Annotated in this window: 23 protein-coding genes; 14 read left to right on the top strand and 9 right to left on the bottom strand. The window is 64.4% G+C overall.

The genetic code is table 11. The features are described from left to right. Positions 1–7 precede the first annotated feature (7 nt). Both AC0X69_RS04100 and AC0X69_RS04095 read right to left on the bottom strand, forming a co-directional pair. The gene (locus AC0X69_RS04100) at positions 8–2,416 is read right to left on the bottom strand and encodes a TonB-dependent receptor (protein ID WP_482611549.1); all 2,409 of its coding nucleotides are present in this window, start codon (positions 2,414–2,416) and stop codon (positions 8–10) included. A 249-nt stretch (positions 2,417–2,665) separates the two neighbouring features. Beyond that, the gene (locus AC0X69_RS04095) at positions 2,666–3,394 is read right to left on the bottom strand and encodes a DUF1614 domain-containing protein (protein WP_482611547.1); all 729 of its coding nucleotides are present in this window, start codon (positions 3,392–3,394) and stop codon (positions 2,666–2,668) included. 280 nt (positions 3,395–3,674) lie between these two features. Between AC0X69_RS04095 and AC0X69_RS04090 the strand changes: the two genes are divergently transcribed. Next, positions 3,675–4,037, top strand: coding sequence for a SpoIIAA family protein (locus AC0X69_RS04090; protein ID WP_482611545.1), 363 nt, complete (start codon positions 3,675–3,677; stop codon positions 4,035–4,037). Here AC0X69_RS04090 and AC0X69_RS04085 read toward each other — a convergent pair. Further along, the gene (locus AC0X69_RS04085) at positions 4,034–5,368 is read right to left on the bottom strand and encodes an ATP-binding protein (RefSeq protein ID WP_482611543.1); all 1,335 of its coding nucleotides are present in this window, start codon (positions 5,366–5,368) and stop codon (positions 4,034–4,036) included. The two genes, AC0X69_RS04090 and AC0X69_RS04085, sit on opposite strands and share 4 nt — an antisense overlap. A gap of 102 nt (positions 5,369–5,470) precedes the next feature. On the opposite strand from AC0X69_RS04085, the gene AC0X69_RS04080 reads away from it, so the two are divergent. Then, positions 5,471–6,091, top strand: a complete 621-nt coding sequence (locus tag AC0X69_RS04080) for a response regulator (RefSeq protein ID WP_482611542.1) — start codon at positions 5,471–5,473, stop codon at positions 6,089–6,091. A gap of 40 nt (positions 6,092–6,131) precedes the next feature. On the opposite strand, the gene AC0X69_RS04075 is transcribed toward AC0X69_RS04080, so the two are convergent. Together AC0X69_RS04075 and pqqA are read right to left on the bottom strand one after the other, a co-directional pair. Then, the gene (locus tag AC0X69_RS04075; RefSeq protein WP_482611540.1) at positions 6,132–7,169 is read right to left on the bottom strand and encodes a cytochrome-c peroxidase; all 1,038 of its coding nucleotides are present in this window, start codon (positions 7,167–7,169) and stop codon (positions 6,132–6,134) included. Between the two features lie 149 nt (positions 7,170–7,318). Continuing rightward, positions 7,319–7,396, bottom strand: a complete 78-nt coding sequence (gene pqqA, locus AC0X69_RS04070) for a pyrroloquinoline quinone precursor peptide PqqA (RefSeq protein ID WP_083481414.1) — start codon at positions 7,394–7,396, stop codon at positions 7,319–7,321. Between the two features lie 346 nt (positions 7,397–7,742). Here pqqA and AC0X69_RS04065 point away from each other — a divergent pair, with 346 nt between their 5' ends. The 7 genes from AC0X69_RS04065 to AC0X69_RS04035 all read left to right on the top strand — a co-directional run bounded on the left by AC0X69_RS04065 (position 7,743) and on the right by AC0X69_RS04035 (position 16,202). Continuing rightward, entirely contained in the window at positions 7,743–8,843 is a 1,101-nt protein-coding gene (locus AC0X69_RS04065; protein WP_482611539.1) for a formylmethanofuran dehydrogenase, read from the top strand. Beyond that, positions 8,834–10,471: a formylmethanofuran dehydrogenase subunit A gene (locus tag AC0X69_RS04060; protein WP_482611538.1), complete on the top strand. Its 1,638-nt coding sequence runs from the start codon at positions 8,834–8,836 to the stop codon at positions 10,469–10,471. The genes AC0X69_RS04065 and AC0X69_RS04060 overlap by 10 nt, the downstream gene beginning before the upstream one ends. Continuing rightward, positions 10,459–11,367: a formylmethanofuran--tetrahydromethanopterin N-formyltransferase gene (fhcD, locus tag AC0X69_RS04055; RefSeq protein WP_482611536.1), complete on the top strand. Its 909-nt coding sequence runs from the start codon at positions 10,459–10,461 to the stop codon at positions 11,365–11,367. The genes AC0X69_RS04060 and fhcD overlap by 13 nt, the downstream gene beginning before the upstream one ends. After that, positions 11,364–12,173 (top strand): formylmethanofuran dehydrogenase subunit C, encoded by an 810-nt coding sequence (locus tag AC0X69_RS04050; RefSeq protein ID WP_482611534.1) that lies wholly within the window; start codon positions 11,364–11,366, stop codon positions 12,171–12,173. Before fhcD ends, AC0X69_RS04050 begins: the two co-directional genes overlap by 4 nt. A 61-nt stretch (positions 12,174–12,234) precedes the next feature. After that, on the top strand, positions 12,235–12,450 hold the full coding sequence (locus AC0X69_RS04045; RefSeq protein ID WP_482611532.1) for a hypothetical protein: 216 nt from the start codon (positions 12,235–12,237) through the stop codon (positions 12,448–12,450). A gap of 34 nt (positions 12,451–12,484) precedes the next feature. Beyond that, the gene (gene putA / locus AC0X69_RS04040; RefSeq protein ID WP_482611530.1) at positions 12,485–15,601 is read left to right on the top strand and encodes a bifunctional proline dehydrogenase/L-glutamate gamma-semialdehyde dehydrogenase PutA; all 3,117 of its coding nucleotides are present in this window, start codon (positions 12,485–12,487) and stop codon (positions 15,599–15,601) included. 97 nt (positions 15,602–15,698) lie between these two features. Then, complete coding sequence (locus tag AC0X69_RS04035) at positions 15,699–16,202, top strand: Hsp20/alpha crystallin family protein (protein ID WP_482611528.1); 504 nt, start codon at positions 15,699–15,701, stop codon at positions 16,200–16,202. Between the two features lie 32 nt (positions 16,203–16,234). On the opposite strand, the gene AC0X69_RS04030 is transcribed toward AC0X69_RS04035, so the two are convergent. Beyond that, positions 16,235–17,512: an FAD-dependent monooxygenase gene (locus AC0X69_RS04030; protein ID WP_482611526.1), complete on the bottom strand. Its 1,278-nt coding sequence runs from the start codon at positions 17,510–17,512 to the stop codon at positions 16,235–16,237. Between the two features lie 119 nt (positions 17,513–17,631). Here AC0X69_RS04030 and AC0X69_RS04025 point away from each other — a divergent pair, with 119 nt between their 5' ends. From AC0X69_RS04025 to rlmH, 4 genes are all read left to right on the top strand, one after another. Beyond that, the gene (locus AC0X69_RS04025) at positions 17,632–18,345 is read left to right on the top strand and encodes a CDP-alcohol phosphatidyltransferase family protein (protein WP_482611524.1); all 714 of its coding nucleotides are present in this window, start codon (positions 17,632–17,634) and stop codon (positions 18,343–18,345) included. Then, on the top strand, positions 18,338–19,309 hold the full coding sequence (locus tag AC0X69_RS04020; RefSeq protein ID WP_482611522.1) for a quinone oxidoreductase family protein: 972 nt from the start codon (positions 18,338–18,340) through the stop codon (positions 19,307–19,309). The genes AC0X69_RS04025 and AC0X69_RS04020 overlap by 8 nt, the downstream gene beginning before the upstream one ends. Positions 19,310–19,732: 423 nt before the next feature. Beyond that, positions 19,733–20,161 carry a ribosome silencing factor gene (gene rsfS, locus AC0X69_RS04015; protein ID WP_482611520.1) on the top strand — a complete coding sequence of 143 codons (429 nt, stop codon included), beginning with the start codon at positions 19,733–19,735 and terminating at the stop codon, positions 20,159–20,161. A 59-nt stretch (positions 20,162–20,220) separates the two neighbouring features. Next, on the top strand, positions 20,221–20,700 hold the full coding sequence (gene rlmH, locus AC0X69_RS04010; RefSeq protein WP_482611518.1) for a 23S rRNA (pseudouridine(1915)-N(3))-methyltransferase RlmH: 480 nt from the start codon (positions 20,221–20,223) through the stop codon (positions 20,698–20,700). 1 nt (position 20,701) lies between these two features. On the opposite strand, the gene AC0X69_RS04005 is transcribed toward rlmH, so the two are convergent. Both AC0X69_RS04005 and AC0X69_RS04000 read right to left on the bottom strand, forming a co-directional pair. Then, the gene (locus AC0X69_RS04005) at positions 20,702–21,385 is read right to left on the bottom strand and encodes an SH3 domain-containing protein (protein WP_482611516.1); all 684 of its coding nucleotides are present in this window, start codon (positions 21,383–21,385) and stop codon (positions 20,702–20,704) included. Positions 21,386–21,489: 104 nt separating this feature from the next. Continuing rightward, entirely contained in the window at positions 21,490–21,963 is a 474-nt protein-coding gene (locus AC0X69_RS04000) for a hypothetical protein (protein WP_482611514.1), read from the bottom strand. Between the two features lie 172 nt (positions 21,964–22,135). Here AC0X69_RS04000 and AC0X69_RS03995 point away from each other — a divergent pair, with 172 nt between their 5' ends. After that, positions 22,136–23,428, top strand: a complete 1,293-nt coding sequence (locus tag AC0X69_RS03995) for an adenylosuccinate synthase (protein WP_482611512.1) — start codon at positions 22,136–22,138, stop codon at positions 23,426–23,428. A 32-nt stretch (positions 23,429–23,460) separates the two neighbouring features. On the opposite strand, the gene AC0X69_RS03990 is transcribed toward AC0X69_RS03995, so the two are convergent. Continuing rightward, positions 23,461–23,880, bottom strand: coding sequence for an MAPEG family protein (locus AC0X69_RS03990; protein ID WP_482611510.1), 420 nt, complete (start codon positions 23,878–23,880; stop codon positions 23,461–23,463). Positions 23,881–23,892: the final 12 nt, after the last annotated feature.

Below are 23,892 nucleotides of genomic sequence, written 5' to 3'. Positions count from 1 at the left end.
TCTTGCGTCAGTACGTGATCTTCACGCCTCCATAGACGCCGAGCGGCGGCCCAATCGAGACCATGCGCGGATTGTTGAACGCCAGGAAGGCGATGTCGTTCGTGTCGAAGAAGGTTCCGAAGGTGCGCGAGCGCGTGTTGGTGACATTCTCGAGCAGACCATAGAACTGAACGTTCGGGCCAAGCTGATACGAGGTGCGAAGATTGAGAATGCCATAGGGCGGCAGCCGTCCGGCGAGGTTGATTTCGTCGCCGCGAATCCACGGACCCGAGGAATAGTGGAAATCCGCGCCCACCTTCCACAGCGGCGTCACCGCGAAATCAATGCCGGCTTTGAACCGGTGGCGCGGCACCGAGGTGAGATTGGCGCCGGGCGTCACCAGGATCGAGCCGCCGGTGCCGAAGATTCCCGTCAGCGGATTGTCGGGCGCGCCGAGCACGATGGTCGAGCGGAACGTCGCGTCGGTCAGCGTGTAATTGAGATAGGCGTTCACCCTTTCGGTCGTATAGCGAAATGACGACTCGAAGCCTTGGCGCAGCGTGGTGCCGGCGTTGGTGAAATAGCCGCGGCCGTTGATCGCGCTTGGCACGCTTAAAATGTCGTTGAAGCTGTAGGTCCGGAAGAAGCCAAGGCTCCAGTTGACGTTGCCCGGAAGCGCGTCCGCATAGGCCGGCAGCGCAGCAGGCGCGGCAAAGTCGCCGCGCAGACCCGTTTCGATTGTCTGCGACTCGACCTGCTTCAAGGGCGGGTCGGCGACGAGGAAGTTGTCGATCAGACAGGGCCGGTTGGGATCGGCGCAGCCGAGCTCCAGCGGCGTCGGCGCGCGGTTTCCTTCGGAGTAGCTGGCGTAGGCGGAGACGCCTGGGAGAAGCCTATAGGTCAGGCCCGCCACGGGATTGATGCGGTTGAAGACGCCGTTGCCGTTGAGCGTCGTTCCTCTCATGTCGTAGAGCGCGATGCCGGCGCGATTGAAACGGGCGCCCGCTGTGACCTTTAGATCGTCGGTCAGATCGAGCGAGTCGAGCGCATAGACGCCGAGATAATCGTTAGCCGCGCGCACGGACACGCTGGAGATGCCGGTCGCCTGCTCCTCGACAATGTAGCCGAAGCCGCCGACGACGAGATTGGGCTGAATGATGCCAAGCTCTTCATTGGCGGAAAAGGCGGTCCAGCCGTGATCGTAGCTGACGCCGAAGGTGATCTTGTTGTGGAAGCCGTAATAGATATCTTCGTTCGTGACCTGCACCGTGCCGCCGACGGTGCGCGAACGCGTCCAGGTCCGATCGATCGCGCCTAGCGCGACCTGTCCGTTGAAGAAATTGGGGATGTTCGTGCCGCCGATGTCGGTTTCGCAGAACTCCTCGCCCTCTTCGCATTCGAATTCGGTCGTGTTGCCGTCGACCCTCGCCTGATCGAAGGCGCGGTAATGGATGTCGCCGAAGAGCTTCCAGGTCGGCGTCGCCTGAAACACGCCATTGATGTCGAACATCGAGAGCGTGTTCTTGATCGTCTGCGGCGTGGTGAACACCGCGCTTTCGTCGATATTGGTCAGATCGACCGGCGCAGGCCCCGAAACGCCGAATTTGTTGTTGGCGAGCGTCACATTGGCGTGGATCTCGCCGCTGTCGCCGCGATAGCCGACGTCGCCGTAGTAGCGCTTGATGTGCGCGCCGGAAAACTGCCGATAGCCGTCGTCGCCCAGCGCCTCCAGCGCCTGATAGGTGGCGAATGGCCCCGAGATCATGCCGTGTTGCAGGGAGGCCTGGCGGCGGCCGCGGCTGCCGAAACGCCCGTCGAGTTCGAATCCCTGCCAGGTGAAGCCGTTTTTCATGTCGAGCGTGACGGCGCCGCCGATGGCGTTGAGACCGAACAGCGGGTTGCCGGTGACAAGCGTGAAGCGGTCGATCGCGACGCTCGGGATCATGTCCCAGAAGACGTTGTCGCCCCAGGCTTCGTTGATGCGGATGCCGTTCTGATAGACGGCGAGGCCTTGCGGCGTGCCGGCGATGGGGGAGGCGACGAAGCCGCGAAAATCGATTTCGGGCAGGAACGGGCCGCCCGCCACGTCATTGACGGTGACGCCGGGCGCCTGACGAACGAGATTCTCCGGAAGATTGAAAGCGCGCGTGTTCTGCAGCTCATTGCCGGTGATCGTGTAGGTCGCCGCTGGAACGGCGTAACGCACGATGGGAGACGCCGGCGGCGCAGGCGTCGCCGGCGCCGACGTCACCGCGGCCCGCCCCGCGCGCGGGGTCGAAGGCGTCGCCGGAGCGGGCGGGCGCGACGTCGAACGCAGCGGCGCGCCGCCCACTTCGATCGTCGGCAGCGCCTGCTGCGCGTGGGCTGTGGTGGCGAGAGAGGCGCAAAGCGCGATGAGCGAGACCTGTTTGGCGTAGCGCATGAGAAACCTGAACACTTGGAACCTGTTTGAATGACTTATATCGGCGCAGGTCTCGGCCGGTAGGGGACGAAGGCGAAAGAACGGCAATAATTCCGTTCTGTTGCGCGATAGCTACACTTCTGAAAAATAACGGAATTCTGCGGTCGTCTTCCCGCGTTTCTCGGGAATATTTCCCGACTTGAGTAATCCCGCTGAAGGGCGCCGCGCTTCCGAGAGAGATTCGGGTGCGTCTTGCCGCGCCCTGTCGTTGCGGCGCGCCTGTCCCTAGGGCGTCGCCGAAACGCCCGTCGTTTTCCGGCGCAAGGGGATGCTGGCGATCAGCACGGCAAGAATGCCGGTGACGAAAATGCCGTCGAAGGTTCCTGCGCCGCCGAACGATACGATTGGCGTTCCGATTCCCTCTATCCTGTGGAGATTGAGCAGGTCGGCGCCGATGAGCGTGCCGAGGCTGCCGCTCACATAGGCGACCGGAGCGGCGAAATCGCGGGACAACAGGATCGCGAGAGCCGCCGAGAGCAGCGGCGGCGCCAATATCGGCACGCTAATGCCGGCGCCCGGCACGATCCGCGCGAGCATATGAACGACAATAGCGACGATCGCCGTCGCGATCACGCTGACGAGCCAGATGCGATTGCGTGCGAGCAAATAGATCGAGAGCAAGAGTGGAATAACGGCGCCGCCGACATTGACCGCCAGGATCATTCCCGGCCAGTCGACGACCTCCGGAACAACGTAACGCTGTCCGAAATAGTCGATCATTTCTTGAGGGACGACGCGTTCTTGCGTGAAGTGCGCGACTGGAATGTTTATGTAGCTTCCCAGGAGCGAAGCGAGCAACAGGAGCGTTGCAGATTTCGAGCTCAGGCCGATGCGGCCATAGGCATAATGGAGAACGCCAATCTGAATCAGCAGGAAAAGCGCGAAAAGCACGCCCAGGAAGACCGCATAGGCGATGGGCGGCAGAGGCAGATAATCGACATGCTGTGAATACATGCGCCACCTCGTGTCCGATGAGTCGACCTTTGAAAGCCGCATATAGAGGAGCCGCCAGACAGGTCGAGTTAAGGAAAATGGAGCGTCAGCTTGAGCCTTAAATTGCGCCGAGCAGCGCAAAGCCGCCTGCAGCGGACGCTCCTCAGACATAAATTTCGCCACGTCTTCAAATTCCTCGCGGCAAGCACAATTACGCTGTGTCCGAATTCCCCTCACGGCCGTTCAGAGCGAAGTCTGGGGGGCTTTGCGCGCGAGCGGCTCATATTTCAGGAGGACGCTGGTGATCGAGCAACTTTCTAATTTTCCTGACAATGTCGTCGCCATCGTCTGCCGGGAGCGCGTCACGAAAGCGGATTACGACTCAGTTCTTGTTCCCGCGGTCGAGGACGCGTTCAAGAAGCACGACAAGGTCAGGATCTATTACGAAATCGCGCCCGACTTTTCAGGGTTCGAGCCGGGCGCGATGTGGGAGGACTTCAAGGTCGGCATGGAGCATCTCACGCGCTGGGAGCGGATTGCGCTCGTCACCGACGTCGAGTGGATCAAGCACACGATGCAATTTTTCAGCTTTTTGACGCCCGGCGATCTGAGATCGTTTCCGACCGCGCAAGCCGCTCAGGCGCGCGAGTGGATCGTCGCTTAGCAACGCTCCAGGCCGGGATTGCGCACCGGCAGCGACGCAGCGAGGCGCGCGCCGCCCTTCGCGTCGTTCCCGAGCGTGAGCGCGCCGCCGAGCGCGCCCACGCGTTCGCTCATGCCCCGCAAGCCTAGGCCGCCGCCCGACGACGGCGCGCGCGTCGCGTCGAGACCGGCGCCGTTGTCCCGCACGACGACATGCAGCGCGCCTCGGAGGCGGCTGACGCTGACATCGACCCGATCTGCGCCCGAATGCCTGAGCGCGTTGGCGAGGCCTTCCTGCACGATGCGATAGGCGGTGAGCGCCGTCGTTTCTTCGATGTCCCCCGAGGTGCCCTCCAAGGAGAGCGTGATGGCGACCCTCGGGTTGGCTTCGCGCCAGCCTTGCGCCAGCGCCTCCAAGGCGTCTGCGAGCCCCATCTCCTCGAGCGCTGCGGGGCGGAGCCGACCGAGAATGCGCCTGTTGACCTGCTGCAGCGCGGCGATCTGCGCATCGATCCGCGCGCAATCTTCGGTGAGACGCGCAGGGTCGGCGCCGGGCGCGGCCGCCCTGCGCGCCAATGCGCCGACGCCGGCGCGCACGGTGAACAGGAAGGGACCGATCTCGTCATGCAGATCGCGCGCGATGTCTTTGCGCTCTTCATCCTGCACATGGATCATGCGCCGCACCAGCCGGTGATTTTCTTCGTCCAGCCGCTGCAACGTCGCCGCTAAGGCGTTGATCCGTTCGGCGATGACGACGAACTCCGGAGAGCCGTCGGCGGGAACGCGCATCGAATGTTCGCCGCGTTCCAGTCGGTCCAGCCCATCGGCGAGGGTCGCGACCGGATGCAACGTCCTCGACACGGCGAGCGAAACGAGGGCAAAGGCCGCGATCGCGATTCCTCCGCCGCCAATCGCCAGCCAGACGATCTCCTGCCAGATCTCGGCGATCTCGTCGGCCGGATTGGCGGCGATCACGATGGCGTCGCCGCGGCCGGTTTCTATTTGCGTTACGGCCGAGTTCGGCAACACGAGCCGGGTGAACCATTGCGGCGCGCGGTCGTCGTTCTCGGTGGCCGGCGGCTTGTCTCCAGCGAGCGTGACGCGAACATGGCGCAGCCGCCGCGCATCGGCGAGAAGTCGCCCGACCTCCGCCTGCGGATCCAGCGCCGTCTCGAGGCGCGGCAGCGTCGCTTCGACCAGATCGCGCGCAAGGCGCGTCGCGGCGTCGGCCTCGGCGCGAACGCGAGCGCCCGCATGCAAGACGAGTTGGCCGACGCCGAGCGCTAATCCCAGCGCAAGCACGGCGCCGAGCAGCAGCGACAGGCGAAGGCGCAGGGAGAGCCTTCGAAGCATTGGCGAATTCTCTAGAGAAGGCGGCGGCTTTACGAAAGGCCTCAATGCCGTCAATGTCCGGCTTGCCGCCGAAACCGGCCAGTTCGTGGAGCCATCTCGAATATGCGCGTTCTCATCGTTGACGACCATCCGATCATCGTTTCCGGCTGCGCGGCGATGCTCGCCGGCGAGGGAGACATCGATGTCGTCGACGCGCGCGACGCGGAGACGGGGCTCGCCGCTTTCGTGACGCAGAAGCCCGACGTGACGGTCGTCGACATTGGTCTGCCGGGCGTGTCGGGATTCGAATTGACGCGGCGGATTCTCGAGGCTGATCCACAGGCCCGCATCGTCGTCTTCAGCATGAACGACGACCCGATTTTCGCCGCGCGCGCGATTCAGATGGGCGCGAAGGGTTATGTGACCAAGAACGACGATCCCTATCTGTTGCTCACCGCCGTGCGCGAGGTCGCTTCCGGCGGCGTTTTTCTGATGCCCAAGATCGCCAATCAGCTTGCCTTCGAAAAGAGCGGCGCCGCGGCCAGTCCGCTTTCTGCGCTGACCGCGCGGGAATTGGAGATCCTGCGGATGCTCGGACGCGGTCTCGGCATGGCCGAGATCGCCGACGCGACTCAGGTCTCCTACAAGACGATCGCGAACAGCTGTTCGATCATGAAACGGAAGCTCGGCGCGCGCACGCCGATGGAGCTGATGCGCATCGCGCTGGAACACAAGCTGACGTGAAGCGCGCATTCATCCTCCCTATGCGAGAGGGAGTGCGCTCCTACTTTCCGCCAGCGTCCGGATAGGGCTCCGGCGCCGAATAATTCGCAGGAACCGGACCCGTCAGCGCGCCAAGGAAGGCGACGATGTCGGCGATGTCCTTGTCCGACAGGTCCTGTCCGAGCTGGGTCTTGCCCATGATCCTTACGGCTTTGGCGAGATCGGCGACCGAGCCGTCGTGGAAATAGGGCGCCGTCTGCGCGACGTTGCGCAGACTAGCGACCTTGAAGACATAGAGGTCCGCGTCATTCTTGGTGACGTCGGCGCGGCCCTTGTCGGGCGTCGCGACGCCGGTTTCCTTCCAATAGTCCGTCGCGACTCCAAATTTTTGGAAGGAATTGCCGCCGACGCCCGCGCCATTGTGGCAGGCGACGCAGCCGAGATCGATGAATTTGCGCAGCCCTGCCTGTTCCTGCTTCGACAACGCCGAGGCGTCTCCCGCGAGAAAGGCGTCGAATTTCGAGGGTGTGAGCAATGTGCGCTCGAAGGCGCCGATCGCCGCGCCCCAGTTTTTCGAATTGATCGGGTCCTTGTCGCCCGGAAACGCCTTGGCGAAGGCGCCCGCGTAGGCCGGAACGGCCTTCAGCTTGCTCATCGCCGTCGCCTGATCGGGATTGCCGAAGCTCGCGGGGCCGAGCAGCGATTTCTCCGCCTGGTCCTCGAGCGACTCGCGCTCGCCGCGCCAGTGTTGCTTGATGTTCAGCGCGGCGTTGAAGATCGACGGCGCGTTGCGCGGATTTTCCTTGCCGAAGACGCCGATCGCTTTCGGCAGACCGTCGCTCGCCTGCTTGTCCGGCAGATGGCAGTGGGCGCAATTGACGATGCCGTCCATCGATACGCGATTTTCGAAAAACAGCCGCCGACCAAGCTCGATTCGTGCTGCCGCGACGGGATCGCTGACGGGGGAGGGAACGGCGATCGGCTGAAAATTCTTTTTCGCGTCCTCAAGCCGCGTTTTCGCGTTCGCACCCTCCGCTCGTGCAGTCGCCGTGGCGAGCATGAGGGAGACGAGGACGACGAAAAAGGACGACGAGCGCAAAACGGACGCTCCTGCTCTCAGCCGCCCGTGCGGCCAAAATGATTCGAGCCGGCGTTGCGAAAAGCGCGACCGCATTGTGCAGCGCTCTTCATGCCGGCTCGATTCGGGAATTCTTTGTCGCCCTCGCCAGAGCGAAGGCAGCGCCGAAATTAGATCTCGGCGGATTCGTAGCTGGTGATTTCCATGCCGACGCAGACTTCGACAATCACGGGAGTCGTCCAGGCCATTTTTTCCTCCGTTCGGGACTCTCTACGGCTCTGCCTGCTTATATGGCGTGTCGCGCCCGCAGGTTTAAGCTCGGCGCAGCATTTAACATGATCGTCGGAGCTTCGCAAATGGGATGCGGCGCACAACGCATCCGGCTGTATAAGGACGCCGAAATCGGCCGCGTCGGCTCCAACGCAAATGACGCAGCGGAACGTCTCGACAGGCGACTTGACGGCTGCTAGGCATAGCGAAACGTGGGAGGAGCCGCCCGGCTCGGCGAGTAGGCGCTAAAAAACAAATGGATAGCGTTCACTTCGCCGCTCCGCTTCTGAGCTTGGCCGGGGCAGGTTGCAAATCGGGGTAGGGATGGGGACAGCGACGCTCGACGGCAAGGCGATTGCGCTTGACGACGCCTATCGGCATGCCGCCAAAATTCTCAGCGGAGCGGCGTTTCCGCTGGTCGCCGGACTGGGCGCCGACATCGCCGGCGCCCGCGCCGCGATTCTCCTGGCCGAAAGCCTCAGGGGCGCCTTCGATCATCTGGCGTCGCGCGAAACGCTCGCCGACATCGACGTCAAGCGTTCCTTCGGCATGTTCACGACGACGGCGAACGAAGCGCGCATTCGAAGCGACTGCGTCGTGCTCATCGGTCCCGGGCTGACGAAAGCGTGGCCCGGGATGCTGGAGCGGCTCGCGCTTACTCAGCCGCCGCGACGCGGCGCCCAGGCGCAGCAGCCGCGCAAGGTGATCTGGGTTGGACCGGCGGCTGACGAAGCGAGCGCCGTGCCCGGCGCGAAAGTGATTCCCGCCTCGGCGCAGGAGCTCTCTGGCGTCCTGGCCGCATGGCGCGCGCGCTACGGCGGACGTCCCGTCGCGCTCGACGCGGAGAAGGTCGGCCTCATCGACGGGCTGGTGGAAAGCTTGCGCAACGCGCGCTTCGGCGCTTTCGTCTGGTCGGCGTCGACGCTCGATCCTCTGGCCATCGAGATGATGCAGGGACTGGTGATCGATCTCAACGTGAAGACGCGGTTCACGGGCGTTCATATCGGCGGCCGCGGCGGCGCTTCGGGCGTCACCCAGACGGCCGGCTGGATGACCGGATTCCCGCCCCGTACGGGCTTTGGCCGCGGCTATCCGGAGCACGATCCGTGGCGTTTCGAAGCGACGCGGCTTGTCGACAGCGGCGAGGCCGATGCGGCGATGTGGATTTCCGCCTTCGACGGCGAGAAGCCCGCCTGGTCCCGCGCTGACATTCCGCTCGTCACGCTCGCGCCGGCGCATGCCGCGCCGTCGCGCGGGCTCTTTATCGAAGTCGGTCAGCCGGGCGTCACCCATGACGCGGTGCTCATGACTCAGGAAACCGGCGGCATGACGCTGCGCAAGGCCAGCGCGCCGACCGACGCGCCGAGCGTCGCGCAGGCGATCGGCGCCATCATGGCGGAAGTTTCGGAGGGCGCATGGCGCTGACAGTTTTGCGCGGCGGCCATATCGTCGATCCGGCGACCGGCCAGGACGCGATCGGAGACGTCTGGTTCGAGAATGGCCGCATCGTCGAGCGCCCGGAAGGCCGCAGCGCCGATGAGGAGATCGACGTCTCCGGCCATATCGTCATGGCTGGCGCGATCGACATTCATTCTCACATCGCCGGCGGCAATGTGAACACGGCGCGACTGTTGCTGCCGGAGCTGCACCGCGCGATTCGCGCCCGGCTTGCCGGCACGCCGCTGTCGACCGCCAAATGGTCGAGCTACGAGACCGGACGTCTCTACGCGCAGATGGGCTTCACCACCGTCGTCGAACCCGCGATGGCGCCGCATCACGCGCTGCAGACCCATCTCGAATTCAACGACGTGCCGATCATCGACAAGGGCGCGCTCACCGTGCTCGGCAACGATGACTTCCTGCTCGGCATGTTGCGCGACGGCGAGAAGGATGGCGCGATCAACGATTATGTCGCGCAGATCGTCGAAAACACCCGTTCGCTGGGGCTGAAATGCATCAATCCGGGCGGGGTCGACGCCTTTAAGGAAAACATGAGGGCCTTCGGGCTCGACGACGTTGTGCCTTTTTACGGGCTGACCTCGCGCCAGATCTTCCAATCGCTGCAGAAGTCGACGCAGGCGGTGGGCATCGCGCATCCGCTGCATCTGCACATGAACAATCTCGGCCTCGCTGGGAACATCGACACCGCGCTCGCGACGATCGACGCGGCGCAGGGACTGCCGCTCCACCTCGCGCATGTGCAGTTCTACGCCTATGGCAAGGAGGGCAAGAACGGCTTTTCGTCTGCCGGCGCGCTCTTCGCCGAGAAGATCAACGCCAATCCGAATGTTTCCGTCGACGTCGGCCAGGTGATGTTCTCGGACACGGTGACGATTTCGTCCGACGTTCTGAAGCAGTTCAACAGCCTGCCGGGCGCGATCCCGAAGAAGGGCGCGATCTTCGACGGCGACGCCAATGGCGGCGGCATCGTCCCTTATGCCTATAAGATCTCCAACTATTACAACGCCATCCAATGGGCGGCGGGGCTGGAGCTCTTCCTGCTGATTAATAATCCCGAGCAGGTGTATTTCACGACGGACCATCCGAACGGCGGTCCGTTCACGACCTATCCGGAACTCTTCGCGCTGCTGATGAGCGCCGATCTTCGCGCGCAGCATCTCGCGCGCTTGCCGGCGGACGTATCGGAGCACACGACGCTTCCCTCGATCTCGCGCGAATATACGCTCTACGAAATCGCGCAGATGAGCCGCTCCGGCGCCGCGAAGCTCTTCGGCTTCAAAGACCGCGGCCGGCTCGGCGCGGGCGCCGTCGCCGACATCGCCGTTTACAAGCCGGGACGCGACGTAGCCGGCATGTTCCGCCGCGCGGCCTATGTGTTCAAGGATGGCAATCTCGTCGTGCGCGATGGCGAGGTCTCGCATTACACGCGCGGCAAGACGCTGCACATTCGTCCGCGCTACGATCAGCACATCACGAAGCGCCTCGATTCCTATTACGACGATCTTTACGGCCTGCCGCGCAGCATTTTCGACGTGCCTGACGCCGCGCTGCCGCACAAGGACGCCTTTGCGGAGGTTCCATGCCGGATATAATTCGCAACGGCGTGAGGATAGACGACAATTTCGCCGAAGCCTTTCCGATGAGCGGGACGGGCATTCTCATCACAGCGCCGAACGCCAAATGGGCGCGGCAGGCGGCGCTGACGATGACCGGCTTCGCGACCTCGGTCATCGGCTGCGGCTGCGAGGCGGGGATCGATCGCGAAGTGCCGCCGGAGGAAACGCCGGACGGGCGTCCGGGCGTGCGCGCGCTGCTTTTCGCCATGTCGTCGAAGGACGCGGAGAAGCAGCTCGTCAACCGGCTCGGCCAATGCGTGCTGACCTGTCCGGGCTCTGCCGTCTATTCGACGGTCGCCGGCGAATTCGAGATCAAGGTCGGCGACGCGGTGCGCCAGTTCGGCGACAAATGGCAGATGTCGAAGGTCGTCGACGGGCGGCGCTACTGGCGCGTGCCGGTGATGGACGGCGAGTTCTTCTGCGAGGGCAAGGTCGGCCTGACGAAGAAGTCGGTCGGCGGCGGCAATCTTCTGATCATGGGCGCGGATTGGGACAAGACCATGCGCGCGACGGAGGCCGCCGTATCGGCGATCGACGGCGTCGCCGACGCGATTGCGCCATTCCCCGGCGGCATCGTGCGCTCGGGCTCCAAGGTCGGTTCGCAATACAAGGGCATGAGCGCGTCGACCAATGACGCTTACTGTCCGACGCTGCGCGGCGTCACGAAAAGCGAGCTCGGCGAAGATATCGGCTGCGTGCTCGAAATCGTCATCGACGGGCTTACCGACAACGCCGTGCGCGAGGCGATGCGCGCCGGGCTTCACGCCATCATCGAGATGGGGCCGGAGCAGGGCGCGAGGCGCGTCGGCGCCGGCAATTACGGCGGGAAGCTCGGCCCGTTCCATTACCATTTGAAGGATTTGCTGCCGTGAAGCCTTTCACCTTCACGCTTCGCCAGGAGCCGTCGCAACGCGTCGACCTTTCCGCGCTGACGCCCGATCGCCTCGCGGGGAAGTCCGTCGCGGAAATCGAAGAGATCGAAATCGGCGTCACGCGCGTTTCGACGAAAGTCGGCGACGTCTTCAAGATTTCGGCAGGCGATCTGAAGAACCTTCGCTATGAGGGCGGCTCATCGCGCTTCGATCTCCTCGGCGCCAAACTCCTCCCCGGCTTCGAAATCCATGTCGAAGGCGACGTCGGCGCGCAGTGCGGCCGTCTCGCGAAGGGCGGGAAGATCACTGTCGCCGGGAGCGCGGGCCCGCATGCGGCTTCGGGCAATCTCGGCGCCGACATCGAGATCAAGGGCGACGCCGGCGATTTTCTCGCCGGACCGCTCGCGGGCGAACTCGCCGGCATGGCCGGCGGGCGCCTGATCGTGCGCGGCAAGGCTGGCGCGCGCGCCGGCGAGCGCCTGCGCCGGGGGATTGTCGTCATCGAAGGAGACGCTGGCGAAGATCTCGGGGCGCGCGTCATCGCCGGCACGATCTTCTGCCTGGGCGAGGCCAAGGGCCGGATCGGCTACCTCAACAAGCGCGGCTCTATCGTCCTCGCCCGAGGCGGCTGCTTCGGCTCGACCTATGTCGACTGCGGCGCGCATGAACTGACTTTCGCGCGGCTTTTCGCGCGCAGCCTGAGGGATCACAGCGCCTCCGCCGCCGATCTCCTGTCCCGCAAGCTCCGTCGCTATGGCGGAGATACGGCGGTCTATGGCAAAGGCGAGATATTGACCGCCGAGTGACGGGCATTACCCTTGCTAGATGCAAACGCCCGCCGAGCGGGCGCTTAGCAAGGAGATTGCGATGAATTTCGTCGAACTCATCCTTACTGTATGCACGCTGGCGCAGCCCGCCGCCTGCGATGAACGCAAACTCGTCCTCGAATCCGCCACCGGCTCGACCAGCAATTGCATGATGCAGGCGATGCCTTATATCGCTCAGTGGTGCGGCGAACATCCGCAGCTGACTGTCACCAAATGGCGCTGCGCCCGGCCGGGATCGGAAGGCGACAAGATCTGATCGAGGCTTAACTGGCGCGGTCGATCTATGACGAATGAATCGGACAGACGATCCGCCAGCGCCCTTCGCGGCGCCTTATGCGCCGCCAGACGAGAGCTTCGCTGAAGCGTTTCTCAGGTCGCGGCCGGACTCCGCCGCTCGACTGGCTATAGAAGACAACGCGCTGACGCTCGTCCGCGGCATTCGCGAACGGCGAGACCCGCTGGGGGGCGTCGAAGACTTCCTGCACGAATTTTCCCTCTCGTCGCGCGAGGGGCTGGCGGTCATGGCGCTCGCCGAGGCTTTGCTGCGCGTCCCTGACGACGCCACGGCCGATCAACTTCTCGCGGATAAGCTCGCGGAGGGCGATTTTTCGCGTCACGAGTCGTCGAGCGACGCGCTGCTGGTCCAGGCCTGCGCCTTCGCGCTGGGACTTTCCGCCCGCATCGTCGACGTGCCCGAGCCCCGCGGGCTCGTCGCCGATCTCGCGCGCCGTCTTGGCCTGCCTGCGCTGCGCGCCGCCGCTCGCCAGGCGATGCGGCTGATGGGCGCTCACTTCGTTTTCGGCGAAACGATCGAAGCGGCGATCGGCCGGGCGCAGGGCCGACGCGAGCGTTTCTCCTATGACATGCTCGGCGAAGGCGCCCGGACGGCGGAAGACGCCGAGCGCTATTTCGAGGCCTACGCCCACGCCATTCGCGCCATCGGCGACTCGGCGGGAACGTCGTCTCTTCCGGCGCGCCCCGGAATTTCGATCAAACTGTCGGCGCTGCATCCGCGCTATGAGGCGATTTCGCGCGACCGCGTGCTGAGGGAATTGCCGCCGCGCGTTCTCGACCTCGCACATCTCGCCAAGGACCGCGATCTCGCTTTCACCATCGACGCGGAGGAGGCGGATCGCCTCGAACTTTCGCTGGACGTGATCGCGCGCGTCGTCGCAGACCCTTCGCTTTCGGGCTGGGATGGATTCGGCCTCGCCGTGCAGGCCTATCTGAAGCGCGCATCGGCCGTGATCGACTATGTCGCGTCGCTCGCGGACGCCTACGACCGGCGCTTCATGGTTCGCCTCGTCAAGGGCGCCTATTGGGACAGCGAAATCAAGCGCGCGCAGGAACGCGGTCTCGCCGACTATCCTGTGTTCACGCGCAAGGCGATGACGGATCTCAATTTCGACGCCTGCGCGGCGCAGCTCTTCGGCCAGCCACGGCTCTTTCCGCAAGTCGCCACGCATAACGCCCGCAGCGTCGCCGCCGTTCTGACGATGGCGGGCGCGCGGCGCGACTTCGAGTTTCAACGCCTGCACGGCATGGGCGAGCCGCTTTACGAGTCGCTTGCCGAGATCAGCGACTGCGCGGTTCGCGTCTATGCGCCGGTTGGTCCGCACCGCGATCTTCTCGCCTATCTCGTGCGGCGCCTGATCGAGAACGGCGCCAATTCCTCTTTCGTCGCGCGCGCCGCTGATCCCGACACGCCGGAGAGCGCGCTTGTCGCGGATCCTTACGAGACTGTCGGCGCTCCGGATCGCTCGCGCCATCCGCGGCTGCCGCTGCCCAGCGAAATCTATCTGCCGCTTCGCGCCAATTCGAAAGGCGTGGAGTTCGGCGATCGGACGGCCCTTGCGGCGCTGATCGAGGAAACGCGCAAGCCTTTTTCACCGCCAATCGCGCGTCCGAGCGTCGCGACGCGCGCGGCGGCCCGCGCCGTCTCGTCGCCGATCGACGGCGCGGTCGTCGGCGAGGTGATCGAAGCGGATGAGGCCGCGGCGCGCGCTGCGATGGCGGCCGCCGCACGCGCCTTTCCAGCTTGGGGCATGACGCCATTCGAGGCGCGAGCGAGAATAATCGAACGCGCCGCCGATCTCATTGAAGCCAAGCGCGGACCCCTGATCGCCCTGTTACAAAGCGAAGGCGGCAAGACAATCGACGACGCGCTCGCCGAAGTGCGCGAGGCGGCCGATCTTTGCCGCTATTACGCCGCACAGGCGCGGATTTTCTGCGCCGATGCGCCGCTGCCCGGCCCGACCGGCGAAACCAATGTTTTGCGTCGCCATGGACGCGGCGTCTTCGTCTGCATTTCGCCGTGGAATTTTCCGCTCGCGATCTTCATCGGCCAGGTCGCCGCGGCGCTCGTCGCTGGAAATTCCGTCGTCGCCAAGCCCGCGGAGCAGACGCCGCTCGTCGCCGCCATGGCGATCGCCCTCCTGCATGAAGCCGGCGTTCCGAAAGACGCGCTGCAATCTGCGCCTGGCGATGGCGCCATCGGCGCCGCGCTCGTCGCGGATCCGCTGACGGCCGGCGTCGTTTTCACCGGCTCGGTCGAGGTGGCGCATGGGATCAATCGCGCGCTCGCGGAGCGTGACGGTCCGATTGCGCCGCTCATCGCCGAGACGGGCGGCATCAATGCCATGATCGTCGACTCGACGGCGCTGATCGAACAGGTCGTCGACGACGTTCTGACCTCCGCGTTCCGGTCGGCCGGTCAGCGCTGTTCAGCCTTGCGTCTTTTGTGTTTGCAGGAGGAGATCGCGCCCGCGTGTCTTACGACGCTCATCGACGCGGCGCGCGAATTGCGCGTCGGCGATCCGCGCGAGATCGGGACGCATGTCGGTCCGGCGATCGACGCTGAGGCGAAAGCGAAACTCGACGCTTATCTCGCACGTCAGCGCGAAGCGGGGCGCATTCTCTACGCCGGCGTTGCGCCGACGACAGGAACTTTTGTTGCGCCGCATATCGTCAGACTCGATCGCGTCGAGGATTTGCAGGAAGAGATCTTCGGACCCGTTTTGCATGTGGTGACCTGGCGGTCCGAACGTCTTTCGCAATTGCTCGCTGAGATCGAAGGCGGCGGATATGGCCTCACGCTCGGCATGCATACGCGCATCGAACAGCGCATTCGCGCGCTCTCGCGCGAAGCGCCGGCGGGCAACATTTACGTCAACCGCAACATGATCGGCGCCGTCGTCGGCAGTCAGCCGTTCGGCGGATTTGGCCTGAGCGGCACCGGCCCCAAGGCGGGGGGACCGGATTATCTCCTCCGCTTTCTTCATGAGACGACGCTGACGATCAACACATCATCATCGGGCGGCGACGCAGGCCTATTGTCTCTTGGAGAATTCGACGAGCTTGATCGCGACAAATTGGCGCAAACGCGCGGCTTGAAGTGGCGCCTCTGACGCTCCACTTCACTAGCGTTTCCAGTTCGATCGCCAGCTCCATCGTTGCTGAATATTGCGGTTGCTCGGCGATCGTCCGTTCACGAGGGAGATCACCATGGCCGAAGAAAGCAAGCTGCCAGCGTCAAGAGAGAGCACGCAGGCGCCCGACATTTTCGATTGGCATCCGTTCGAGTCCTTCCGACGCCAGTTCGATCGTCTGTTCGACGAGTTTCCGTCGCGCCGTAGCCTTGCCGATTTTCAGCCGTTCGACCGGCTCATGTCGGGCACGACGCCGCCGGTCGATTTCGTCGAAAAGGACGGCGAATATGAAATCACCGCGGAACTGCCCGGGCTCGATGAAAAGAGCGTCGATGTGAAGCTTTCAAACGGCGTATTGTCGATCTCGGGAGAGAAGAAAGAAGAAAAGGAAGAGAAGCGGGAAGGCTACTATTGCTCTGAGCGTCGGTATGGCTCCTTCCGCCGCGCCTTTCGGGTTCCTGAAGGCGTGGACTCCGACAGGATCACCGCGGATTTCGAAAAGGGCGTGCTGAAAATCAAGCTGCCGAAGACGCCCGAATCCCAGAAGGAAGAAAAGAAGATCGAGATCGCGGCGAAGTAGCGCCGCGTTTCGCGCGCTCAACCGTCGCCGCGCTAAGATCGCCAGCCGGCGCGTCGCTGGGAGGCGCCGGCGATTTCCTGTTTCTGCGCCGGCCGCCGCATCAGCCGCGGCAGCACGAGATGCGGCAGCACGCCCTCCCGAATGACCGCGCGCCGCAACGGCCCGAGCGCCGCCATGGCGATGAAGCTCGCGCCGCGCAGCAAATCCACCGGCAGATAGGGAATGATGAGCGATCGGTTGAGCAGGTCGACGCCATGCGTTCTGAAACCGATGTCGGCGCGCCGGTGACGGTCGTAGCGCGCAAGGGCGCGCGACAATTCGCGCGGGTTCTTGAGATCGACGCTCGCCAGACAATCCTCGAGATCGGCCACGTCGCGCAGACTGAGGTTCAGTCCCTGCGCGCCGATCGGCGGGAAGATGTGGCAGGTCTCGCCGACAAGCGCGAGGCGCCCCGTCGCATGTTTCGACACCTGCATGCCGCCCATGCGGAACTGCCCGATGTCGCCTTCGATGCGCATCGCGCCGAGTTCGGACTTGGCGTAATCCTCTATCTCATATTCGAGCTCCTCGCGCGGCTTGGCGAGGCGCCGTCGCGCGTCGGCGACGCTCATCAGCCAGACAAGGCTTGACCTGTTCGGCGCTTCGTCGCGCGCAGGCAGCGGCACCAGCGTGAACGGGCCGGAGCGCGTGTGATATTCAGTCGAGATATTTTCGTGCGGAAACTCGTGGCGCAGAAGCATGGTGAGCGCCATCTGCGGATAGGTCCATTCCTTCAGGTCGATCCCGGCGACGGCGCGGGCGCGACTGTTGCGGCCGTCGGCGGCGACGATGAAATCCGCCTTCAGACGCCGCCCGTCGGCAAGTATGGCGACGGCCTCGTCGCTATTGAATTCGTAATCCGTAATGTCGGCGTCGACGAATTCGACATCGGGGCAGGCGCGACAGAGGTCCAGCAGGATCGCCACCAGCTCGTCATTCGAGACATTGACGCCGAGCGCGGGCAGGCCGATCTCGCGGGCGCGCAGGCTGAGTTCCGGCACCGGCAGAAACTGATCGGTGTCGTCAATCATGCGGATCGCTTCCACGGCGCAGCCGCGCGCCCTGACGCGCTCCAGCGCGCCGAGCGCATCCAGAAACCTGACGGAGGATTCGAACAGCGCGACGGTGCGGCCGGGCAGCGGCGGCGGAATTCGGCCCGCGACCGTCGTCTTGAATCCGGCGCGCGCGAACGCCAGCGCCGCGGCGAGGCCGGTCGACCCGGCGCCGGCCACGAGAATGTCAGATCTGTTGTTTTCCTGCGCCGCTTCCATCTCAACCCATCTCCTCGGAGTGTTATAGCGGGAGACTCCGCAGAGCGCGAGCGGGCCGCTTTTGCCCGGCGCGAGGGGCGGTGTAGTCTCAGGTCTCGCTTCTCCAGCTTGCGCGCCTCGTGACGTCGTCTCGCCTCATCGGCCTTTCTGTCCATCTCTTCACGGCGAGCGGCGCAGCGCTCGGCCTCATCGCGCTGTTCCTCGCGGCCGACGGCCGCTTCGCCGCGATGTTCGCCTGGCTGGGCGTGGCCCTCGTCATCGACGCCGTTGACGGCGCGCTCGCGCGGCGGTTCAAAGTGACTGAAACGGCGCCTTTCATCGACGGCGTCGCGCTCGATCTCGTCGTCGACTTTCTCAACTATGTCGTCACGCCGCTCGTGGCGCTGTGGCGCTCCGGCCTTATGGAGCCGGCGCTCGCCGGCGCGGTCTGCTCCCTCGTCTGCGCCTCATCGGCGCTCTATTTCGCGGACCGGCGAATGAAGACGAAGGACTACTGGTTTCGCGGATTCCCTGCGCTCTGGAACATCGTCGTTTTCTATCTTCTCGTGCTTCGGCCGCCGGCCGCCGTGAGCCTCGCGCTCGTCATCGTGGCGGCGGCTTTAATGTTCGTTCCAGTGGTCTTTGTTCATCCGCTGCGCGTTCAACGGCTGCGCGCCGCGACGATCGCCGTAACCTTCATCTGGGGCGCTGCGGCCATTCTCGCGGTCGCGCAGGACCTCGCGGCCGCCGCATTCGGCGTGAAGGCGGTTCTTGTCGCGGCCGGGTGCTATTTTCTTGCTTTGCCGCTTTTTCGCGAGGGCGGCGCGATTGCGGAGGGAGAGGTCGATGGTTAAGGCGATTCGCGTGCATCAGCCCGGCGGGCCGGAAGCGCTCGTCATGGAGGACGTCGACCTGCCGGCGCCGACGGACGACGAAGTGCAGATCCGCCATGGCGCCATTGGCGTCAATTTCATCGACGTCTACCGCCGCACCGGCGCCTACCCGGCCGAATATCCGTTCATCCCCGGGCATGAAGGCGCTGGCGAAGTGATCGCCGTCGGCGCGAATGTGAAGAATTTCAAGGTCGGCGATCGGGTCGCTTATGTCGGCGCGCTCGGCGGCTATTCGGAAGCGCGCAACATCGCCGCCGATTCGGTGGTTCATCTTTCCAAGGCGTTCTCCTACGAGCAGGGCGCGGTGATGATGCTGAAAGGGCTGACCGCGCAATATCTGCTCCGCCGGACATACAAGGTGGAAAAAGGCGATCGCGTGCTCGTCCATGCCGGCGCCGGCGGCGTCGGCCAGATTCTTTGCCAATGGGCGAATGCGCTCGGCGCGAAGGTCATCGCTACGGTAGGCTCCCCCGAGAAGGCGAAAATCGCGGAAGAAGCCGGCGCCAGGCACACGATCCTCTATCGGGAGGAGAAATTCGTCGAGCGCGTGCGCGACTTCACGAAAGGCAAGCTGTGCGACGTAGTCTATGACGGCGTCGGACGCGCGACTTTTCCGGCTTCGCTCGATTGTTTGCGGCCGTTCGGGATGTTCGTCAGTTTCGGCTCGGCTTCAGGCCCGATCGCCGCGTTCGACATCGGACTGCTGGCGCTGAAGGGATCGCTCTATGCGACGCGACCGTCGCTCTTCACGCATATCGCGCGCCGGCGGGATTACGAGGAGATGATGGACGATCTCGTCCATGCGGCGAAGCGGGGGTTCGTGACGCTCGCCGAGCCGGCGCATTATCCGCTCGCCGACGCCGCCAAGGTGCACGCCGCGCTCGAATCACGCGCCACCAGCGGCTCCATGGTCCTAATTCCATGATTTCGCCATAATGCGACCAGTGAAAGCAGGGGCTCTGGAACAAACTTGACATGTGTTGCAATTTGAGCACTCGCCGGATGAGCCGCCGCGCAACGCGCTGTTAACTAAGCTGGATTCGCCTGCGCCAAGGCGCCTTTCCCAGGTCAATTCGGCGGCTTTTCCCCGCTTTTCCTCGCGCCGAAAGGTGAGGAAGAGAAATTCGCCCTGCGCTTTGGGTGCAAATCGATTATGCTGCGCATGTTCCGGCTTTGAGGTTCCTCCCGCCTCTCGATTAGCCCGAACCGCCTTCCAAAGCCCGGCGCTCGAGCCGGGTTTTTTTCTTGTCTTCGCTCTGCAACACCGCAGTTTCTATTGCAATTTTTCGGGAAGCGCCCCATCCTTGTGTGGCGGCCGGCTCTCTCGCGGGCTCCTGGGCCGCGAAGCATGAGGGTTGCAACGCTGTCGACAGGTGTTCATCCGGGGGCGGTTCCTGGTCCGCTCCGGCCGGAAATTGGCGCAAGAGCGCCGTTGACCGGCTCAATCGTGCAAAAGGTTCTCGCCAGCCTGGACGAAACCAAGGCCGAGGACATCGTCTCCATCGATCTGCGCGGCAAGACCGCCCTCGCCGATGACATGATCATCGCGACCGGGCGCTCGACCGTGCATGTCGGCGCCATCGCCGACAAGGCGATCAAGGCGCTGAAGGCTGCGGGCGTCGTCGCGCCGCGCGTCGAGGGCCTCGCCCAGTGCGACTGGGTGCTGATCGACGCCGGCGACGTCATCGTCCACGTCTTCCGTCCCGAGGTCCGCCAGTTCTACAATCTCGAAAAGATGTGGGGCGGCGACCGTCCGGTGGAGATTCGCCTGGTCTGACGGGATGCGGGCGTTCCCCCTGGGGGCGCCAGTTGATCTCTCGTCTCACTGGCGGCTGGATGAAACTCGGACTGATCTGCGTCGGCCGGCTCAAGGCCGGTCCGGAGCGAGAACTTTACGCGCGCTACGCCGAGCGCATCGGCGCGTTCCGGCGACTGGGGCTCGAGGGACTCGAACTCAAGGAAATCGACGAGAGCAAGGCCGCGTCCGCCGCGGAGCGGTCGTCGCGCGAAGGCGCCGAACTGCTTGCGGCGCTCCCGGCCGAGACGCGTCTCGTGGCCTTCGACGAACGGGGCAAGCCGGCGACGAGCGCCGCTTTCGCCCAATTCATCGCCACTGAACGCGACAGGGGCTGCAAGGCGCTCTGGTACGTGATTGGCGGCTCCGAGGGTCTCGACGAGAGCGTGCGCGCGCGCGCGGCCGCCGTCTTCTCCTTCGGCGCGATGACGCTGCCGCATCAGTTGGCGCGCATCCTCGCGGCCGAACAGATCTATCGGGCGATGACGATTCTGTCGGGCCACCCCTATCACAGGGCCTGATTCATTGCGGTCCCGCGGACTCACGCAAATATCTCCCGTTCACCCATCCGCGCTTGCTTGCCTGGTCCTCGACCTGACACCAGCGTTCGCCGCGCGCATTCCTGCAGCCAAGATTCTTCAGAACGGCGCCGCGCGCTAGATCCGCGACGCGCGTCGCAGCTTCCGAAGGGGATTCGCGCAAGCTCAGGCGTTCGCCGTCAGCCATGCCGGCGACTGTCCAGTAGTCGGGGCCGCCGGTCAGTCCGTCCGCATAGTCGGGTCCCTTGGCGTCGGTCGCGCTCTTCTCTCCCAAAGCGATGGCGAGCGTGTAGTTCGCGGCGGTTCCCCGCCGCGCCGCGCTGCGCATCAGATAGACCCGCGCCGTATAGTCGCCGGCGATCGGCGCCGTTCCCGTGAAATTGGCGCCCGACACGGAGCCGATGAACATCGCCGCTTCGGCGCCCGGCGCGAGCACGTTGAAATAATTGCTCAGCCGGTTCGTCTTGAGGCTCAATCGCATCGATTCCCCCGCGCCGGCTGGAAAAACATAATCGACGTAGCCGTAGCCTTTGACGCGGCCTTTCACCGTCGCGCGGCCGTCGCTGAACGACACGCGCTCGACGCGCGCGAGATCTTTCGCGGCGACGAGTGCCGGCAGGTTCAGCAGAACGAAAGCGGAAATGACAAAGAGATATCGATTGAACATCAAGCCTTTTCCCCACCGCGCCATGGCGGCGCCGGGCATACGCCGCCACCTGACCGGGTCGTGATCCGACGAGAATATTCCAGTCCGCGGCGGTGGGGATAGCGTTAGTGCATGGTTCGTCCGTGCGTCTCTTCGCCAAGCCCGGCCGCGCGCGCAGCTTCCTGAACCTTGTCGCCGGCCTTTTTGACTTTGTCGAAATCGCCGCGCAGCGCCTTGAGCGCATTGCGCTCCTGGCTGATTTCCTCCGCGGTTCGGAAACCTAATCGGCGCAGGAGCGGCAGGGGCGGGCACCAGCCCTGCAGCGCATGCTGAAGCAGGAAGCCGCTCACCAGAACCGGCAGCCCCAGCCAGCGGCGGTCGGCGGTCAGGCCGAGCGCCAGCCCGACGAGCGCCACGGACGACGCGTTGGCTTCGAGCGCCCGTTCGATGTCCCACTCGCGATCAAGCTCCTCGAGACGTTCGTCGATCTTCTCCGGATGCTTGGCGTAGAGCGCCAGGCGCGCCTGCGTTTCCTTGCGGATGGCGCGGTTGATGTCCTCATCGGTGTTTTGCTGAACGCGGGCGACCGTGGACGGCATTGATCTACCTCCCGTTGTTGCTTTCCCAACCGCAAAGTCGGCCCGAAGTTCCTGACTCTCGGACCGCGACCGGCGGGCCTTTACCCCCAACACGGCATGCGCTAAACCCCGGCAGTAACGAGCCCCGGCGTTACCGCGCGGGGCTTTTTCTGTTGGAGATCGAGATACGGCCATGGCGAATGTGGCGGTGGTCGGCGCCCAGTGGGGCGACGAAGGCAAGGGCAAAATCGTCGACTGGCTCTCGCTTGAGGCCGACGTCGTCGTGCGATTTCAGGGCGGCCATAACGCCGGGCATACGCTCGTCATCGATGGCGTGACCTACAAGCTCGCGCTGCTGCCGTCTGGCATCGTGCGGCCGGGCAAGCTTTCGGTCATCGGCAACGGTGTCGTCGTTGATCCGCATTTCCTCGTGGGCGAGATCGACCGGCTGCGCGAGCAGGGCGTCGACATCTCGCCGATGAACCTCAAGATCGCGGAAAACGCGCCGCTGATCCTTTCGTTGCATCGCGAACTCGACGCACATCGTGAGGAGGCGGGCGGCGGCGCCAAGATCGGCACCACCAAACGCGGCATCGGCCCCGCCTACGAGGACAAGGTTGGCCGCCGTTCGATCCGCCTCATGGATCTTGCCGAGCCCGACAGGCTCGACGACAAGATCGCGCGCGTGCTCGCCCATCACAATCCGCTGCGGCGCGGCCTCGGCTTGCCGGAGGTCGACGCGGGCGCTTTGCGCGAGGAGCTGCTCTCCGTCGCGCCGCGCATCCTGCCGTTCATGGACGCGGTGTGGGAGCTGCTCGAAAACAATCGCCGCGCCGGCAGGCGCATCCTCTTCGAGGGCGCGCAGGGCGTGCTGCTCGACGTCGACCACGGCACCTATCCCTATGTCACGTCGTCCAACACCGTGGCGGCGTCCGCGGCGAGCGGGTCCGGCCTCGGGCCCGGCGCGATCGGCTATGTGCTCGGCATCGCGAAGGCCTATACGACGCGCGTTGGCGGCGGCCCGTTCCCCACCGAGCTCCATGACGAGATCGGCACATTGATCGGCGATCGCGGCCGCGAATTCGGCACCAACACCGGGCGGCGTCGCCGCTGCGGCTGGTTCGACGCCGTGCTGACGCGTCAGGCGGTGAAGACGTCGGGGATCAATGGCGTCGCGCTGACCAAGCTCGACATTCTCGATGGTTTCGACGAGATCAAGATCTGCACGCATTACACGCTCGACGGAAGGCGCATCGAGCGCCTGCCCGCGTCGCAGGCGGCGCAGGCGCGCGTGCAGCCGGTCTATGAGAGCTTTCCGGGCTGGAAGGAATCGACGAGCGGCGCGCGCTCCTGGGCGCATCTGCCGGCGCAGGCGATCAAATATGTCCGCCGCGTCGAGGAGCTGATCGAGGCGCCGGTCGCCCTGCTATCGACGAGTCCCGAACGCGCCGACACGATCCTTGTGCATAATCCCTTTCAGGATTGAAAGCCTCGGCGTCATAACCCGCTTTGCATGCGTCAGAAAACGAGCAGCGCGGCGCGGATCGTCAGCGCCAGCAGCACGAGCGACGAGAGCATGAAGATCGACCAGCGCAGCATGATGACGTTGACCAGCGCCTGGACGAGACTGTGCGCGACGCGCAGCCCCACATAGCTCCAGGCGAGCGCGATGTTGATACGATCGGCGGCGCCCAGCATCGCGAGCGAGAGGATGACCGCGTAGAATAGCGTCGGCTGCTCCAGGAGATGATTGTAATTATCGGCCTTCCACCGCGTCCTGGGCGGTATCTGCGCGTTGAAGGCTTCCTTGCTCTGTTCCGGGTCGAGGCGAATGCGGTTTCTTCGGATCGCTGGGATGCGTGTGGCGTAAAGCCACGCCCACATGACGCAGGTCCACAAGACAAGCGCTATGAGCGGCGCCAAAAGCGGGCTGTGCATGATTTCATCCTC

Source organism: Methylocystis sp. Uni0008 (assembly GCF_056838045.1).
This window is presented reverse-complemented; position numbering and strand designations above follow the sequence as displayed.